This is a genomic window from Paenibacillus doosanensis (genome assembly GCF_025060755.1).
In the GTDB taxonomy this organism is placed as follows: domain Bacteria; phylum Bacillota; class Bacilli; order Paenibacillales; family NBRC-103111; genus Paenibacillus_S; species Paenibacillus_S doosanensis.
In genome coordinates this window covers 14,511-29,550 of sequence record NZ_JANYUY010000012.1, presented here as the reverse complement: position 1 = coordinate 29,550, position 15,040 = coordinate 14,511, and the positions used below count along the sequence as shown (strand labels likewise).

The 15,040-nt window shown below is 56.0% G+C and carries 17 protein-coding genes; 4 read left to right on the top strand and 13 right to left on the bottom strand.

The annotated features are described in order from the left end of the window. Window positions 1-62: 62 nt before the first annotated feature. The 11 genes from phnE (N0M98_RS11270) to N0M98_RS11220 form a co-directional block, all read right to left on the bottom strand. Entirely contained in the window at window positions 63-857 is a 795-nt protein-coding gene (phnE, locus tag N0M98_RS11270; protein ID WP_510823290.1) for a phosphonate ABC transporter, permease protein PhnE, read from the bottom strand. Then, on the bottom strand, window positions 857-1,654 hold the full coding sequence (phnE, locus tag N0M98_RS11265; protein ID WP_249861500.1) for a phosphonate ABC transporter, permease protein PhnE: 798 nt from the start codon (window positions 1,652-1,654) through the stop codon (window positions 857-859). Before phnE (N0M98_RS11265) ends, phnE (N0M98_RS11270) begins: the two co-directional genes overlap by 1 nt. Continuing rightward, entirely contained in the window at window positions 1,654-2,424 is a 771-nt protein-coding gene (gene phnC / locus N0M98_RS11260) for a phosphonate ABC transporter ATP-binding protein (RefSeq protein ID WP_259617930.1), read from the bottom strand. Before phnC ends, phnE (N0M98_RS11265) begins: the two co-directional genes overlap by 1 nt. 189 nt (window positions 2,425-2,613) lie before the next feature. Next, window positions 2,614-3,414, bottom strand: a complete 801-nt coding sequence (locus tag N0M98_RS11255; protein ID WP_249861499.1) for a lipid II flippase Amj family protein — start codon at window positions 3,412-3,414, stop codon at window positions 2,614-2,616. Beyond that, the gene (locus tag N0M98_RS11250) at window positions 3,404-3,571 is read right to left on the bottom strand and encodes a hypothetical protein (RefSeq protein WP_249861498.1); all 168 of its coding nucleotides are present in this window, start codon (window positions 3,569-3,571) and stop codon (window positions 3,404-3,406) included. Before N0M98_RS11250 ends, N0M98_RS11255 begins: the two co-directional genes overlap by 11 nt. Window positions 3,572-3,708: 137 nt before the next feature. After that, entirely contained in the window at window positions 3,709-4,479 is a 771-nt protein-coding gene (locus tag N0M98_RS11245; protein WP_249861497.1) for an ABC transporter permease, read from the bottom strand. Beyond that, on the bottom strand, window positions 4,472-5,449 hold the full coding sequence (locus N0M98_RS11240) for an ABC transporter ATP-binding protein (protein ID WP_249861496.1): 978 nt from the start codon (window positions 5,447-5,449) through the stop codon (window positions 4,472-4,474). Before N0M98_RS11240 ends, N0M98_RS11245 begins: the two co-directional genes overlap by 8 nt. A gap of 95 nt (window positions 5,450-5,544) precedes the next feature. Continuing rightward, window positions 5,545-6,348 carry a uroporphyrinogen-III synthase gene (locus tag N0M98_RS11235; protein WP_259617929.1) on the bottom strand — a complete coding sequence of 268 codons (804 nt, stop codon included), beginning with the start codon at window positions 6,346-6,348 and terminating at the stop codon, window positions 5,545-5,547. Window positions 6,349-6,583: 235 nt separating this feature from the next. Further along, a complete protein-coding gene (locus tag N0M98_RS11230) occupies window positions 6,584-7,642 on the bottom strand; it encodes a DctP family TRAP transporter solute-binding subunit (protein ID WP_259617928.1) in 1,059 nt (352 codons plus the stop codon). 21 nt (window positions 7,643-7,663) lie between these two features. Next, on the bottom strand, window positions 7,664-8,473 hold the full coding sequence (locus N0M98_RS11225) for a YitT family protein (protein WP_259617927.1): 810 nt from the start codon (window positions 8,471-8,473) through the stop codon (window positions 7,664-7,666). A 13-nt stretch (window positions 8,474-8,486) separates the two neighbouring features. Then, a complete protein-coding gene (locus N0M98_RS11220) occupies window positions 8,487-8,780 on the bottom strand; it encodes a hypothetical protein (protein WP_249861492.1) in 294 nt (97 codons plus the stop codon). 149 nt (window positions 8,781-8,929) lie between these two features. Between N0M98_RS11220 and N0M98_RS11215 the strand changes: the two genes are divergently transcribed. The 3 genes from N0M98_RS11215 to N0M98_RS11205 all read left to right on the top strand — a co-directional run bounded on the left by N0M98_RS11215 (window position 8,930) and on the right by N0M98_RS11205 (window position 11,859). Continuing rightward, window positions 8,930-9,343 (top strand): hypothetical protein, encoded by a 414-nt coding sequence (locus tag N0M98_RS11215; RefSeq protein ID WP_259617926.1) that lies wholly within the window; start codon window positions 8,930-8,932, stop codon window positions 9,341-9,343. Window positions 9,344-9,435: 92 nt separating this feature from the next. Beyond that, window positions 9,436-11,097: an ATP-binding protein gene (locus tag N0M98_RS11210; protein WP_259617954.1), complete on the top strand. Its 1,662-nt coding sequence runs from the start codon at window positions 9,436-9,438 to the stop codon at window positions 11,095-11,097. 18 nt (window positions 11,098-11,115) lie between these two features. Next, a complete protein-coding gene (locus N0M98_RS11205; protein ID WP_259617925.1) occupies window positions 11,116-11,859 on the top strand; it encodes a response regulator in 744 nt (247 codons plus the stop codon). Window positions 11,860-11,907: 48 nt separating this feature from the next. Here the strand turns inward: N0M98_RS11205 and N0M98_RS11200 are convergent, their stop codons facing one another. Both N0M98_RS11200 and N0M98_RS11195 read right to left on the bottom strand, forming a co-directional pair. Beyond that, window positions 11,908-12,681 (bottom strand): class I SAM-dependent methyltransferase, encoded by a 774-nt coding sequence (locus tag N0M98_RS11200; RefSeq protein ID WP_259617924.1) that lies wholly within the window; start codon window positions 12,679-12,681, stop codon window positions 11,908-11,910. 452 nt (window positions 12,682-13,133) lie between these two features. After that, window positions 13,134-13,334, bottom strand: coding sequence for a copper ion binding protein (locus N0M98_RS11195; protein ID WP_249861488.1), 201 nt, complete (start codon window positions 13,332-13,334; stop codon window positions 13,134-13,136). Window positions 13,335-13,560: 226 nt separating this feature from the next. Between N0M98_RS11195 and N0M98_RS11190 the strand changes: the two genes are divergently transcribed. Then, a complete protein-coding gene (locus tag N0M98_RS11190) occupies window positions 13,561-15,018 on the top strand; it encodes an NAD-dependent malic enzyme (protein ID WP_259617923.1) in 1,458 nt (485 codons plus the stop codon). The last annotated feature ends 22 nt before the right edge of the window (window positions 15,019-15,040 follow it).

Sequence of the window (15,040 nt, the reverse complement as noted above, 5' to 3'; positions counted from 1 at the left end):
TCTATGTATGCAGCAAAAAGCGGAGCAGGATCGAATCCTGCCCCGCTATTTTTTTGTCTTTTTTACACGAGCCGCTTGCGGATATATCCGGAGATGATATCAATAATCGTAACCATCACGATAACGCCGAGAAGAATAATCCCGACCCTCGACCAGCTCCGCGCGTCCAGCGCGAAGATGAGCGGCGTACCGATACCGCCCGCGCCGATAACACCGAGAATCGCCGCCGAACGGATGTTAATTTCAAAGCGGTATAACGCGAAGGAAAAAAAGTCCGGCAGCACTTGGGGAATGACGGCAAACCACAGCGTTTGCAGCTTGTTTGCTCCGCAGGCCACGAGAGCCTCCGTCGGACCGCGGTCCAAATTCTCGATCGCTTCGGAATACAGCTTGCCGAGCATCCCGATGGAATGCACGCCGAGCGCGAGCGCCCCCGCATAGGAGCCGGGACCGACCGCTTTGATGAAAATGATCGCCATCACGACCTCGGGAAAGGTACGGATCAGGCTGAGCACGAATTTACCGCTGCCCGTCGCCCAGCGCGCTTTGCCTTTGGCAGTCGCGGCCCAGAACGCAAACGGAATACAGAGCACCGCGGAGATAAACGTACCGAGTACGGCAATCGCCATCGTATCGAGCAGGCCGCGCAGCAAATCTTCCCCTTCGGGCAAGTAGACGTAGCCCCAGTCCGGATGGAACAATCCGCGCACAATCGACCTGGACACTTCGCCCGCCGTGGCCATAATTCCGGAATATTCGACTCCGGTGAACGCCCAGACCAAAATAATCAGGACAACAACCCAAATCGACCACAGCCGAATCCGGGCTCCGACATTGTTTTTAACCGAATCTGACATCATAGCAGCTTCTCCCGTAACTTAGTACTGACATAATCGATAATGAGCACGACGATCAGCGTAATGATAATGATCGTTGCGGCCTGATCGTAACGCAGCCGGTCCAGCGTCCGCTGCAAAATCAAACCGATGCCCCCTGCGCCGACGAAACCCAGTATCGTCGCGGCGCGAACGTTCACCTCAAACGTATACAGCACGTAAGCGGCGAATTGCGCGGTAACTTGCGGCACGACGCCGAAGTTAATCCACTGCAGCTTGTTGGCGCCGACTGCGGTCATCGCCTCCAGCGGGCCAGGGTCGATCGATTCGATGGATTCATAGGTCAGCTTGGACACAAGCCCGAACGAGAAAAAGGCAAGCGCTATCGTACCCGCCAGCATGCCGTATCCGACGATCGCCGCAAAAACGCCGGCATACATCAGATCGGGAATCGTGCGGACCAAATTCAGGATAAAGCGAGCGCATACGCTAAGCACCGGCACCTGAGTCACGTTACGCGCCGCCAGGAAGGAAATCGGGATCGACAGAACCGATCCGACGATCGTACCGATGATAGCCATCCGGATCGTCTCTATCATCGGATCGACCACCGTGCTGAGATAGCTCCAATCGGGCGGATACATTTCCTGAAACAGCTTGCCCATCTCCGGTATGCCTTCGATAAGCTCCATAAGCGAGGCGTCGGTTCTGAGTGCACTGCCGAACAGCAGCACCAGCACGAAAATGACGGACAGCGTCGGTTTCAAAGACGAAGGCTTTTGGAGAGGCAGCTGCTTGCCTTGACCGGATGACGACATCAGCCTTCCCCCCCAAGCAGCTCGTCCTTCTTAATTTCACGGCCGTAGATTTCCGAGAATTTGGCGTCCGTCGCTTCGGACACCGGACCGTCGAAGACGAGCTGGCCTGCGCGCAATCCGATAATCCGGGTCGCATATTCTCGGGCCAAATCGATAAAGTGAAGGTTCACTATCGTCGTGATGCCGAGCTCCTGATTGATCCGCTTCAGGTCGTCCATAACCTGGCGGGTCGTCAGAGGATCGAGCGAAGCGACCGGCTCGTCCGCCAAAATGATCTTGGCTTCCTGGGCCAAAGCGCGCGCGATGGATACCCGCTGCTGCTGCCCGCCGGACAGCTCGTCGGCGCGGGCGTAAGCTTTCTCGCGGATATTGACCCGCTCCAGCGCTTTCAATGAAAGCTCCACGTCTTCTTTCGGAAACAAGCCGAGAATCGTGCGCAGCGTGGAGTGATAGCCGACGCGTCCGGATAAGACGTTGCGCAGCACGGAGACGCGCTTGACAAGGTTGAAGCTTTGGAAGATCATCCCGATATCGCGTCGCATCCGGCGCAGCTCCGCTCCTTTGGCCGCAGTGATCGACTTACCGTCAATCAATATTTGACCATCGGTTATTTCATGCAGACGGTTCATGGAACGCAGCAGCGTCGACTTGCCCGCGCCCGATAAACCCACAATCACAACAAAATCCCCCGGGTTAATCTTCAGGTTGATCTTGTTCAAACCGACCGTCCCGTTGGGATATACCTTGGAAACATTTTGAAATTCAATCATAGGCTAAGCGTTTCTCCTCTAGTATAAAATAACTACCATCAGTACATTCGACATAAAATTCAATATTCCTTTTTTATAAACCCGCCTCAATTAAACCTTTATATTCCTGATAGTTTGTCCATCTTCCTATAAAGAATACCGCCGTCCGGCAAGCGGAGGGCGGTATTCTTTCACATCTTAAGGCCTATGTCAAGCAAATAGGGGAACTATCCATTGGATGATTAACGTGCAGGGCACCAGCAGCAGCTGGGCCAGCCACGTTCCGCAAAACCGCGAAAACATCAGCCAGCCGTACATTTTATTGATCGATCCCATACTGGCCTGCCCGTTCATCGCTCGATCCGTCAGCAGCGCGACTTGAGGATCGACCAGCAGCGTCATTAAGATGGTCGCGATTCCGTTGACAAGCCCCGACGATTGGGACGCCGCCGTGCTGTACTCCGGCATCAGGAACGACGCATATAGCGCGGCCAGCACTCCGACGGTATAAAATCCGGTCACCAGCATGTTCAGCAATAGCAGCCGTTTGGGAACGCCGCCGACGCGAAGCCTCGACAGCATGGCCCAGGTCGGCAGCTTGAACTGGCTCCCGACCCGCTTCAGACTGCGGATGGACACCGAATCGCGGACAAGCCGCGGCAGGGAGCCCGTCTCTTCCAGGCGGCTGATCAGCTTGACCGAGATGCGCACCGCCGTCGGAAAAAAGAGGATCGCGAGCAGCGTGCCGATAGAAGCGCCCGCGATCATAACATGCATCTGCGCTTCCAGCGAAATGCCCGGATTGCGCTTGGCCTCGTCGATAACCCCGCCCATCATCGGGCCTTGAATCAGGTTCGACGTTCTCGACAACAGTACGATCATCCCCGTCAGCGACAGCGCGACGGCCAGCTTGCCCGTCCTTACGCCGGCCAGCCGGATGCCGTAAGACAACGTTTCGACCGCATGGATGACCATGGTCAGAGCGGACACCCACAGCACCTTATCTATCATGAAGCTCCCCCCGTATGCGGCCCGGCGTGCTTTTATCCGTCATGAGACGTCCGTTTCCTTCTTCTTTGCCCGAACCGGCCAAATCGATCAGCTCCTTCAATAACAGCCTGAACCGACGCTCGCAGTCCTGCCCGCGGCAGGCTCGTCTTACAAGCATCTTACTATAGAACCGCTGCAAATAAACAAGAAACGTGACGCCGAAAAATGTCCGCTTTTCTCCCGTATGAACGCCGAACAGCCGGAGATCCGGCCGTTCGTTACGGCTTGGTTCTCCGGCTGCGCCGGTTGGGCGGTTTATCCCGCCACGTCTCTTTTCGTAAACAGAAGCCAGGAAACGGCATAGAACACGATCCAGTAAAGGACGAGCATCGTTACCGAGAAGCCCAGCGTCATTCCCGCTATCGGCGGCTTATCCCCAAGCAGATACGGGGACAAATCCGTATTGGCGAATAAAATGTACTTCACCCAAGTGTATTTGAGCGAAGCCAGCACGAGCACGATCGTATTGGCCGTAAACATCAGGCAGATGGACAAGCCGATAGCCAGGGAGCTGCTGCGGAACGCGGCCGAAATCATAAAGGCGAGCGTCACATACATCAACAGATCGATGAACTTGATCCCGTACGTCTGGATCATTCTCGGAAACGAGTCCTGCTCCGCCACCGGGCCGCTCAGGCCGAAAAACAACAGCCCGACGAAATAGGAAACGATTAGCAGAAACAACAGCAGCGTCACAAGCAGCAGTACGACCGAAACGTATTTCGCCGCCAATATTTTGCTGCGGGTCGCCGGGCGGATCAAAAGCAGCTTGATCGTGCCCCATGTAAACTCCGAGGCGACGCTGTCTCCGGCTACGATCACCGAGAACAAAAACACAAGCCAGCTCATGCTGGTGCACATCGCCACGAACGAGAAGGCATGATTCATGCCCGAGCCGATGACGTACTTCAGCATAATAGCCATCAAAACGACGGCCAGCAGCACGATGGCAAACATGATCCAGGTGCGGGTGCGGTTGTATATTTTCATCTGTTCGTTCTGGACAAGGCTCAAGAAGTTAGACAATTTGATTCCCCCTCGTCACTTCGAGGAATTGCTCTTCGAGCGATTTGTTCTGCGTCCGGATGCCGTAGACGCGAATGCCCGCCTCCACCAGCCGCGCGTTCAGCTCGGCTATCTCTTCGCGTCCGCGCAGATGAACGGTGAGCGAGCCCGCGTCCTGCCCCTGCACGGATTGCTCCGCCGGAGGCTGCGATAAAGCGACGCTGTAGAGGACGCTGCCTTCCCCGGCCACTGAGGCTGCGGCCCGCGCCGCCGCTTCCAGCCGGTCAACCTCCAGCAGCACTTCCAGAACGCCAGCTCCATCCTGCGTTTCCCTGAAGGACCGGACATCCAGCAGCTTTCCGTTCTGGATGATGGCGACGCGGTCGCACATCAGCTCCATCTCGGAGAGCAGATGGCTCGATACGATGACGGCGATGTTCTCTTCCCGCGACAGCCGTCGCAAATAATCGCGCAGCTCGCGGATGCCTTCCGGATCGAGCCCGTTCGTCGGCTCATCGAGGATTAGCACTGCCGGACGGTGCAAAATCGCCTGAGCGACGCCAAGACGCTGCCTCATGCCGAGCGAGTACGTTTTTACCTTGTCGTGGATACGGTGCTCCAGCTTGACCAGAGCGACGACCTCATCCAGCCTTTCCGGCGTAATTCCCGGAATCATTCGGGCGAAATGCTGCAAATTTTGATAACCGGTCATAAATTTATAAAACTCGGGATTTTCTACAATCGCGCCGATATGCATCATCGCTTGCTCGAATTGCTTGGTAATGCCGAGACCGTTGACCAGCACTTCCCCTTCCGTAAGCGACATGAGCCCGACCATCATCCGGATCGTCGTCGTTTTTCCGGCGCCGTTAGGCCCCAGAAACCCGAATACTTCCCCGGGCATCACATCGAAGGAGAGATGATCGACGATCGTCTTCGAGCCGATCCGTTTGGTCACGCCGCGCAGCTGCACTACTGACATCGTATTCATAAGGCCTCCGATTTTCAAAAAGGATACGGTAACTTCAAACAGGAAAAGTATACCATACTGAGCAGTCTAGACCAAACCGGGGCGATGAATACCGTCTATCGCTCGTAATATTGGGCCAGCGTCACGATCATGCTGCCCATCCGCTCTTCCTCCGGCGCGACGACCCGCTCGATGCCCTCGTCGCGCAGCGCTTCCGCCGTTACCTTGCCTACGGCGACGGCGACCGTACAGGTGCGGAACGCCTCCAGCAGCTTCGCTTCAAGCCCGTTTTCGCGGGCGTAGGCCATCAGGAAGCGCACCTGCGGCGTGCTGGTGAAGGTGACCGCATCGACCTGACCTTGAGTTATTTCCGCCAGCAGCGTGTTCACCACATCCAGCTCCGGCGGCACATGCCGGTAAGGCAATATTTCGTAATAATCGGCTTGCTGCTCCTCCAGCCAATTCACAAGCCGCGGCGCGTGATCGCCGTAGAGCTGCAAAACCACCCGCTGTCCGCGCATCGAGTAAGGCTGCAGCGCGCGAACGATGCCGCCCGTCGTCCCGTCGTCATCCCGCACCGTCGGAGCGAGTCCTAGCGTTTTTAAATATTTGACCGTTTTATAGCCTCGCACCGCCAGCTTCATCCGCTTCAATCGGCCCACGAAGGCGTCCGCCTCTCCCATATCCTCGGCCGTCTTATACAGCATCTCCGCGCCGACGCCCGTAGTGAAAATGATCCAATCGCCGCCTTCGTCGATCAGCCGTCTGATCTTCGCTTCGGTCAGCTCCTTCTCTACGGCCACCGTCCCCTGAGCCGGCCGCACTAGCGGAATCCCGCCTAACTTCTCCACGATGACGCTAAGCTCCGCCGCCTTTCTCGGCCCGGTGATCGCTATACGCTTGCCTTCCAATCTTCGCATGGTTCCCCCCGCTAATCATTATCTTCATGTCATCTTCTCTTACACTCGGTAATCTATTCGTACTATAACGTATTCATTCATCGTTTTCAATTCAAATATACTTATTATTCCTATTAGAAAACTTGATTTTTAAAAACAATACGAATTGCATGGGAACGGGAAAAAGCCCCGTGCCCGCCGCGCCGGCAAACACCAGAGCTATGCTTCCGTCGCTCTCTCGACCAAGCAGGGGGAGTTATCCGCCGTATTTTCGCTGCAGCTGCCGGATTTGCTTGATCAGCTCCGGCCCGATCGCCGATTCGTATTGGGAATAAATCGGGTCCCAAGCGCGCATCCATTCGGCCCGCTCCTCGGGCGTCAGCGTGTAAATCTGCATCTGCGACTCGCGCCGGATTTCCTCCAGCTGCTTCTCGTTCATCAGAACGGCATTCCGATTGGCCCACTGCGTCGTCTCCTGCATCGCTTCCCCGATTTGCTGCTGCACGTCGCGAGGAAGCTTCTGCCAGAAGGAGCGGTTCATTAAAACCGCGTAGCCCAGGTAGCCGTGGTTGCTGATCGTCATATACTTTTGGACTTGATAGAACTTTTTCGTATAAATGTTAGAGATCGAATTCTCTCCTCCGTCGACAGTTCCGTTCTCGTAGTTCCGGTATACTTGATTAAAAGGCATCTCCGTCGTCCTCATATCAAACATCCTAAACTCCGCGTCCAAAAGCTTGCTTCGCATCGTTCGAAAATGCTGTCCCTTCAAATCGGAAGGATGGATAATCGGGCCTTTGCTGCTGGTCATTTGCTTAAAACCGTTGCCCCAGAACGCCATGCCCTTCATATCGACGGTTTGCAGCTGATCGAGCAGCGTCTGGCCGATTTTCCCGTCGAACGCCTCCTGCACCGCCTCTTCGCTCAAAAAAGCGAAAGGCAAATCGAGTGCCATCCAGGACGGCAGCAAATCCGACAAATTCGGAAAAGAAGGAGCGATCATCTGCACGCTGCCCTGCTGCAAAGCGCGGATTTCATCGACTTCGGAGAACAGAACCCCGTTCGGGTAAACCTCGACTTTCACCCGATCATGCGTCTTTTCCTTCACCAGCTGCGCAAATTGCTGCGCCGCCAGTCCCTTCGGCGTATTCTCGGCAACCACATGGCTGAACTTGATGACGATTTGCTGATCGAGCCCTTGCTGCTCGTCGTCGCGTACGACCGGCGTTTGCAGAACCGTCGGATAGAAGCCTACGATCAGCGCGGTCATCAGCCCCAAAATGACGATCGCCGCAATGCCCAGATACGATTTCATGCCGCATACGCCCCCGCGCGTCTAGTGAATGTCCTTCTTCTTGAACCGTCCGCCCTTGACGTCGTGAATGTTGCCGATGGCCAGGAAGGCGCTCGTGTCATGCTCTTCTACGATCGATTTCAGCTTGGCTTCTTCCAGACGGGTGATGACACAAAAGATAACCCGTTTTTCCCCACCGGAAAACCCGCCTTCACCGTTAAGATAAGTAACCCCGCGGCCCAAACGACTGAGCAGCGCGTCTCCGATTTCTTTGTAGTTGTCGCTAATAATCCAAACCGACTTCGACTCGTCGAAGCCTTCGATCGTAATATCAATCATTTTGTAGGCGATAAAATAGGCGATAAGAGAATACATCGCATGATCCCAGCCGAAGACGAACCCTGCGCTGGCGAGGATGAACAGGTTGAAGAACATGACGACCTCGCCGACCGAAAACGGCGTCTTTTTATTAAGCAGAATAGCTACGATTTCCGTACCGTCCAGCGAACCTCCCGACCGGATGACCAGGCCGACCCCGATCCCCAGAATAATGCCTCCGAAAACGGATGCAAGCAGCGGGTCGATGGTCAGAGGCGGAACCGGATGCAGCAGCGACGTTCCGATAGACATGAAGAGTACGCTGATCAGCGTCGAGACGGCAAAGGTTTTGCCGATTTGCTTATAACCGAGAAACAGGAAAGGCAGGTTGAGCAATAATAGGAAGATTCCAAGCGGCAGCGATGTAAGGTGGGACATAATGATGGATACGCCCACGACCCCGCCGTCAATAATATTGTTAGGTACCAGGAATATTTCCAGGCCTACGGAGACGAAGGCGGCCCCGATCAGCATGGAAAACGCTCGTTTAAGAATCTGCGTCCGGGTGATTTTGGAGTGCTGAGGAAGAGTGGGTTCCGACGGACTTTTTGGCGCAACGTTCGCTGACATTTCCTTTTCCTCCTTCAATGAGTTGATCGGTCAAATCAAATTCTACCGCAATCTCCCAAATAATCATGTCCGTTGCCGACAGCTGCCCACGAATAAACTCCTTCGACTGCTCCAGCTCATTAAGCTCAAGCTGTCTAATAAGCGCTTGTTTGCGGATAAGCAACCGATCAAGATAATGTTCTATTTTGGATTTGCGGTATGTTTCCGCCATAACGGTTGATCCCTCCTCAATTTTATTCTGACTATTCTATTGTATTCATTTGTATACAAAAAATCAAAATTTTTCGCACTATCATGAACTGCCAAGTTCAGGGACAAACTAACCGTACCTGCTAGAAATATGAAAGGAGCTCGTTGTTCATGAAGCCTCTTCCTTATTGTATAACCGCCGGCCTCCGCCGTTTTTGTCGCCTCGCGCTGCATCAATCGTTTCTCTTGTGTATACTTTGCGTTCTGCTTGTCGCCTCTTCCGCCGCTTGCGGCAGCAAAAATAAAGGCGCCGAAGGAAGCGGCAAGCCCAAAGCGCAAAGCAACGAACAAAAGAAACCGGTCGATAACGCGCTGAGAGAGCAGATGAACATGTATAAGCAGCTCAAGCAGCATGAATACGAGGAATCCGAGAAGCTGCGCAAAGCGGATAAGGAGCAGCTCAAAAAAATTCAGAAATCCCGGCAGCAAAAAAGCGGCGGCGGTTCCTCCGGGACCGGGTCCTCCGGAAGCGGGGGGCAAAGCGGCAGCAGCGGCGGCGGAAACAGTCAAGGCGGCAGCAAATAACCGCAGCGAAATCGGACTTGCAGTTTAACGAACCGCCCTTCCTGTTGTATGATGAGGATAAATATCGTCCGAGGGAGGAAATGGGAGAGCGAATGCTGCAGCGTCTGAAAATCAATGCCAAGATCGCCATACTGTCGTCCGGCATCGTGCTGTTCTCGCTCCTTATCGGCGGCACGGTGCTGGTCGGCACCAGCATCGGCTCAAGCGAAGCCGAGCTCGGCCGGCGGCTGCTCGTCACGGCGCGCACGGTCGCCCAGCTGCCGGAGGTCGCGCGGGGCATCGGCGACCCTTCGCAGTACCCGGCGATCCAGGAGGCCGCCGAGCGCATTCGCATCATCAACGACGTCACCTACATCGTTGTGATGGACATGAACCGGGTCAGGCTGTCGCACCCGGTTGACGATAAGATCGGCACGGTATCGCTCAGTGCCGATGAAGGGTCCGCCTTTGCCGAGCACACGTACGTGTCCAAGGCAAAGGGCGAGCTCGGCACGGCTCTGCGCGCGCTCGTGCCGGTGATGAACGCCGATCACGTGCAGATCGGCGTCGTGCTGGTAGGGCAGCTGCTGCCGAGCATCGGGCAGGTGCTGCAAACCTTAAGCGGGCAAGCCTATGTGATTTTGCTGCTGTCGCTCCTGTTCGGCATCCTGTGCTCGTGGAAGCTGGCCCAGCATATCAAGAAGCAGATGTTCGAGCTGGAGCCGCATGAGATCGCCCGGCTGCTCGTCGAGCGAACCGCCACGTTTCACGCGATGCATGAAGGCGTGATCGCGATCGATAAAGACGAACGGATTACGATTTTCAACGACAAGGCGAAGCAGATTATGAAAATCGACGAGGAGCCGGACGTGATCGGCCGGCCGATCCGCGACGTCCTGCCCGATACCCGGCTTCCGGAAATATTGGAGCTGAACCATCCGATCTACAATCAGGAGCTGCTGCTCGGCACGACGGTCATTTGGAGCAACCGCGTACCGATCAAAGTAAACGCTCAGACGGTCGGAGCGGTGGCGATTTTCCAGGACCGCACGGAGGTTACGCAGATCGCCGAAGAATTGACCGGCGTCAAAGCGTTCGTCGACGCGCTGCGCGTGCAAAACCATGAATACATGAACAAGCTTCATACGATCGGCGGGCTGATCCAGCTCGGGAATAAGGAGAAAGCGCTCGACTATTTGTTCGAAATTACGGAGCAAAAGGAAGAGCTGACCCGCTTCTTGAGCGAACGGTTCAAGGACGACAGCCTTACGGGGCTGCTGCTCGGCAAAATCAGCCGCGGCAGCGAGCTCGGCATCGCGGTCGCGATCGACCGGCAAAGTCATCTTGAACGGTTTCCCGATCGGCTGGATCATCACGACATCGTCGTTCTGGTCGGCAACCTGATCGAGAACGCTTTCGACGCGCTGCAGCCGCTGCAGCGCAGGCAGAAACGGATCGTCGTAAGCATCGAGCAGGACGATGAAGTGCTGTCTGTGCTCGTCGAGGATAACGGCACAGGCATCGATCCTGCGGTCCGGGAGCGCATATTCGAGCAGGGCTTTACGACGAAGGGCGCAAGCGGCCGGGGCATCGGGCTCTACTTGATCGCGGGTATCCTGCGCAAAGGGGACGGCACGATCCGCATCGATTCGGCGCCGGGCGAAGGGGCCAGCTTCCTCGTCTCGTTCCCGATGAAATCGGCGGAAGCGTCAAACGGCTTGCCCGAATCGCCCGCGCCGAGCGGCTTCCCGCCTCCGCCTCCGGCCAATCTATAAAGAGGGGAACGATTTTTCATGCAATCCAAACCAATCCAGGTGCTGCTGATCGAGGACGATCCGATGGTGCAAGAAGTGAACCGGCAATTCGTCGAGCAAGTCGACGGCTTTCGCATTGCCGGCATTGCCGGCACCGGTGTCGAAGGGATGGCGAAAATCCGGGAGCTTGCGCCCGATCTGGCGATTCTCGATATTTATATGCCGCAGCAGGACGGCATCGAGACGCTAACGCAAATACGCCGCGAGCAGCTTCCTGTCGACATCATGATCATCAGCGCGGCCAACGACCAAAGAACGATTGGGAGAATGCTGCAATACGGCGCAGTCGATTATATTATGAAACCGTTTAAATTCGAACGGGTCAAGCAAGCTTTGGAGCGTTACCGCCAAATGAAGCAGGGGCTGACGAGCTCAGACACCTTATCGCAGCATGAGCTGGACCGCATGCTGTCGCGGCATGCCGGCCGCGCGCCCGAAACCGCGCCTGTGTCGGCCGCAGATTCTGCCGTCTTCGCCCATCGCGGCGAGCAAGCGCCGGAGCAGCTCCCGAAGGGGCTGCAGGCGGGAACGATGCGGCAAATTCTCCAGTATATGACCGGCCAACCCGAGCCGCTCTCCGCCGAAGAAGTGGCCGAGGGCGTAGGCATCGCCCGGGTGACCGCCCGCCGCTATCTCGATTATTTGGAGAAGAGCGGCAAGGTGCGGATCGACCTGCAATACGGCGTCGGCCGGCCGGTCAATAAATATATGTTATCCTCCTAGCCTCTGGCGAGCGGCCGGCTCATAAGCCGGACCCCGCGGCAGCGGCGGTTAGCGGATCTTCCTGGTCTTCAGCATCATATAGTCGCCTTGGAAAAAGACGACACGGCCCTCTTCCTCGCTCACGCCGAGCTGCCGCCGCAGCGGATCGTCCCATCCCAGCATATAAGCTTCCAGTTCCCGCTTCACCGGTTCGGAGACATTCATTCGGCTGCACCACGGGTCGAAAACGAACGTTTTGCGCGTTTGCACAAGCTGCTCTAGGCGCAGACCGGCAAGCTCCGCCCTCCGAATCCACTCCGTCTTCTTCCACGCCCTGTAATGGCTCGGATCGCGCCGCTTCTCTACTTCATTGTACAGAGCATCCGCGTCGTCGCTCTCCGGAGCGATGTTATCGAACAGGATGAAGCTGCCGCCATGCTTCAGTACGCGAGCGGCCTCGCCGACGAAGGCGTCGGGATCGGGAAAATGATGCGCCGCGATCCGGCAGGTAACCACATCGAAGCTTTCCGCTTCAAAGGGCAGCTTCTCGGCGTCACCCTGCACATAGCGAACCGTCTCCTTGCCGCGGCTTCGCAGGAAGGCTTCCGCTTCCTGCAGCATTTGCGGCGTCAAATCGAGCGTCGTCGCCTGCTGCACATGCTCCGCCAGCACCAGCGCCGCATGACCGCCGCCGGTCGCAATATCAAGCCCGGACGCTCCGTTCTCCGCTTGCACCCATTCCGCCAACAGCAGCAAATCTTCTCCGGACGCATGTCCCGGGCTGTTCACATATTTTGCGGCATTCGGTCCGAACTGAAGCTTCACTTGTTCCTTAATATCCATTCTCTCACCCTCCACATAAGTTTCAACTAATGAAACATAGTTTCAAATAACGAGATAACAATTCCAGAATACAGCAACCGCTCCCGATTGTAAAGGCCCTGCCGTCATCCGGGGACTTGGACTGGGTACGGGAATTAGGATCGGGGCCGGCGCTCGCTGTTGCTCTTGCCGACAAGAACAAATCCCCCAACAGTGACGTGATGCTCTGAAGCTTATTCCGTCCGCATCCAGCCTAGGCTGGATCGGCCTCTAACCCTTCCTCTGGGATTGTTCTATGGGTAGGGTAGACTTTACTTTCGGGGGAGCCCACGGATTTCCACAGGATATTGCTGCTTGCTGCGCATCATTTCCTAAACAACAAAAAAGCGCGAGCCTAGGAATCGCTTCCCGGCCCGCGCCTTATATCGGCTGCCCGTGCGGCGGCAGCTCTGTTTAAAGAACAAAGAGAACAGTTAATTTACGTCATATCCCTGATCTTCGATCGCTTCTTTGATCGCCGCTTCGTTCAGCTTGTTCTCGTCGTAAGAAACGGTGACCGATTTATCGCCAAGGTTAACATGGCCCGACGCGCCAAGCTCTTTCAATGCCCCTTCGATGGAGTTCACGCAATGATTGCAGGACATCCCTTCCACTTTCAATGTGATGGTTTGCATAAGTATCACTCCTTTACACCGATTATAATATACCCCCATAGGGTATGTCAATTTCTTCTCGTTACCATCTCTTCATGCCGCTGTCAGCTCATATCCTCTACAATAATATACCCGTCCTCCGCGACCAAAATGACCAAAAGCACCAATATGGCCAAATGATTCACAAATTGTTTTGTAAGCGATAACATAAGCCTACAGAAAATAAACATTGGGGGAAGTGATCCGCATGTCCATTCCATCCGGCGCTCATACCAGCATCATTTTGCGTCTTGAACTCGATAAAGAAACCGCTTCCTTCGGCCAAATCGCCACGGCCGTCAGCGATACGGGAGGAGATATTATCGCGATTGACGTCAGCCGCTCGGATAAAACGACGACCGTCCGCGATATCACGGTCAACGTCTACGACCAAAAGCATACCGACCTGATCGTGAAGGCGGTCGGCGCCGTTCCCGGCGTTAAGGTCATTCATGTCTCCGACCAGACCTTTCTGCTGCATATCGGCGGCAAGCTCGAAACGATTCCGAAAACGCCGATCAAAAACCGCGACGACCTCTCCAGAGTCTATACTCCCGGCGTCGCCCGGGTTTGCATGGCCATCCACGAGAAGCCTTCGCGCGCGCATTCCTTGACGATCAAGCGCAATACGATCGCGGTCGTATCGGACGGCTCCGCCGTACTCGGCCTCGGCAATATCGGACCGGAAGCCGCGATGCCCGTCATGGAAGGCAAAGCCGTATTGTTCAAGCAATTCGCCGGCGTCGACGCGTTTCCGATCTGCCTCGATACGCAGAATACCGAAGAAATCATCGCAGCGGTCAAGGCGATCGCCCCTTCCTTCGGCGGCATTAATCTGGAGGATATTTCCTCTCCGCGCTGCTTCGAAATCGAACGGCGGCTGATCGAGGAGCTGGATATTCCGGTATTCCACGACGATCAGCACGGCACGGCCGTCGTCCTGCTCGCCGGGCTGCTTAACGCGGTCAAGCTCGTCGGCAAGTCGCTGGAGCAATGCAAGGTGGTCGTCTGCGGCATCGGCGCTGCCGGCATCGCCTGCTCCAAGATGCTGATAGCCGCAGGCGTCCGCAACATTATCGGCGTCGACCGCGCCGGCGCTATCGTCCGCGGCGAGACGTATCCGAACGAAGCCTGGCAGTGGTACGCCGAGCATACGAATCCCGACTGCTTAAGCGGCACGCTGTCCGAAGTGATCCGCGGCGCCGACGTGTTTATCGGGGTGTCGGGACCCGGCGTCCTGAAGGTTCAAGATATTCAGCGCATGGCGGCCGATCCGATCGTTTTCGCCATGGCCAATCCGACGCCGGAGATTTCCCCCGAAGAGGCGGAGCCGTATGTCCGCGTTATGGCGACCGGGCGTTCGGACTACCCGAACCAAATCAACAACGTGCTGTGTTTCCCCGGCATTTTCCGGGGCGTGCTGGACTGCCGCGCTTCCCGCGTGACGGAGGAAATGAAGCTGGCCGCGGCCAAAGCCATCGCAGCGGTCGTCAGCGACGAAGAGCTCAGCGAATATTACATCATTCCCAGCGTTTTCAACCAATCGGTCGTCGAGCGGGTCCGCGAGGCCGTGATCGAAGCGGCCTATGCCAGCGGCGTCGCCCGCAAAACGGCGCGTCCGGATTCGGCTGCAGGCGCAGGCAAAACTGTTCAAATAACCCGTTAACGGGCAACCTAACCATATGAAG

What these genes read in the sequence shown, in the direction of transcription:
- N0M98_RS11235 (WP_259617929.1), bottom strand. Translation starts at nt 6,348, where the DNA reads ATGCGAAGATTGGAAGGCAAGCGTATAGCGATCACCGGGCCGAGAAAG.
- N0M98_RS11250 (WP_249861498.1), bottom strand. Translation starts at nt 3,571, where the DNA reads ATGCTTGTAAGACGAGCCTGCCGCGGGCAGGACTGCGAGCGTCGGTTC.
- phnE (WP_510823290.1), bottom strand. Translation starts at nt 857, where the DNA reads ATGTCAGATTCGGTTAAAAACAATGTCGGAGCCCGGATTCGGCTGTGG.
- N0M98_RS11220 (WP_249861492.1), bottom strand. Translation starts at nt 8,780, where the DNA reads ATGGCGGAAACATACCGCAAATCCAAAATAGAACATTATCTTGATCGG.
- N0M98_RS11190 (WP_259617923.1), top strand. Translation starts at nt 13,561, where the DNA reads ATGTCCATTCCATCCGGCGCTCATACCAGCATCATTTTGCGTCTTGAA.
- N0M98_RS11200 (WP_259617924.1), bottom strand. Translation starts at nt 12,681, where the DNA reads ATGGATATTAAGGAACAAGTGAAGCTTCAGTTCGGACCGAATGCCGCA.
- N0M98_RS11230 (WP_259617928.1), bottom strand. Translation starts at nt 7,642, where the DNA reads ATGAAATCGTATCTGGGCATTGCGGCGATCGTCATTTTGGGGCTGATG.
- N0M98_RS11210 (WP_259617954.1), top strand. Translation starts at nt 9,436, where the DNA reads ATGCTGCAGCGTCTGAAAATCAATGCCAAGATCGCCATACTGTCGTCC.
- N0M98_RS11255 (WP_249861499.1), bottom strand. Translation starts at nt 3,414, where the DNA reads ATGATAGATAAGGTGCTGTGGGTGTCCGCTCTGACCATGGTCATCCAT.
- phnE (WP_249861500.1), bottom strand. Translation starts at nt 1,654, where the DNA reads ATGTCGTCATCCGGTCAAGGCAAGCAGCTGCCTCTCCAAAAGCCTTCG.
- N0M98_RS11225 (WP_259617927.1), bottom strand. Translation starts at nt 8,473, where the DNA reads ATGCTGATCGGGGCCGCCTTCGTCTCCGTAGGCCTGGAAATATTCCTG.
- phnC (WP_259617930.1), bottom strand. Translation starts at nt 2,424, where the DNA reads ATGATTGAATTTCAAAATGTTTCCAAGGTATATCCCAACGGGACGGTC.
- N0M98_RS11205 (WP_259617925.1), top strand. Translation starts at nt 11,116, where the DNA reads ATGCAATCCAAACCAATCCAGGTGCTGCTGATCGAGGACGATCCGATG.
- N0M98_RS11195 (WP_249861488.1), bottom strand. Translation starts at nt 13,334, where the DNA reads ATGCAAACCATCACATTGAAAGTGGAAGGGATGTCCTGCAATCATTGC.
- N0M98_RS11240 (WP_249861496.1), bottom strand. Translation starts at nt 5,449, where the DNA reads ATGAATACGATGTCAGTAGTGCAGCTGCGCGGCGTGACCAAACGGATC.
- N0M98_RS11215 (WP_259617926.1), top strand. Translation starts at nt 8,930, where the DNA reads ATGAAGCCTCTTCCTTATTGTATAACCGCCGGCCTCCGCCGTTTTTGT.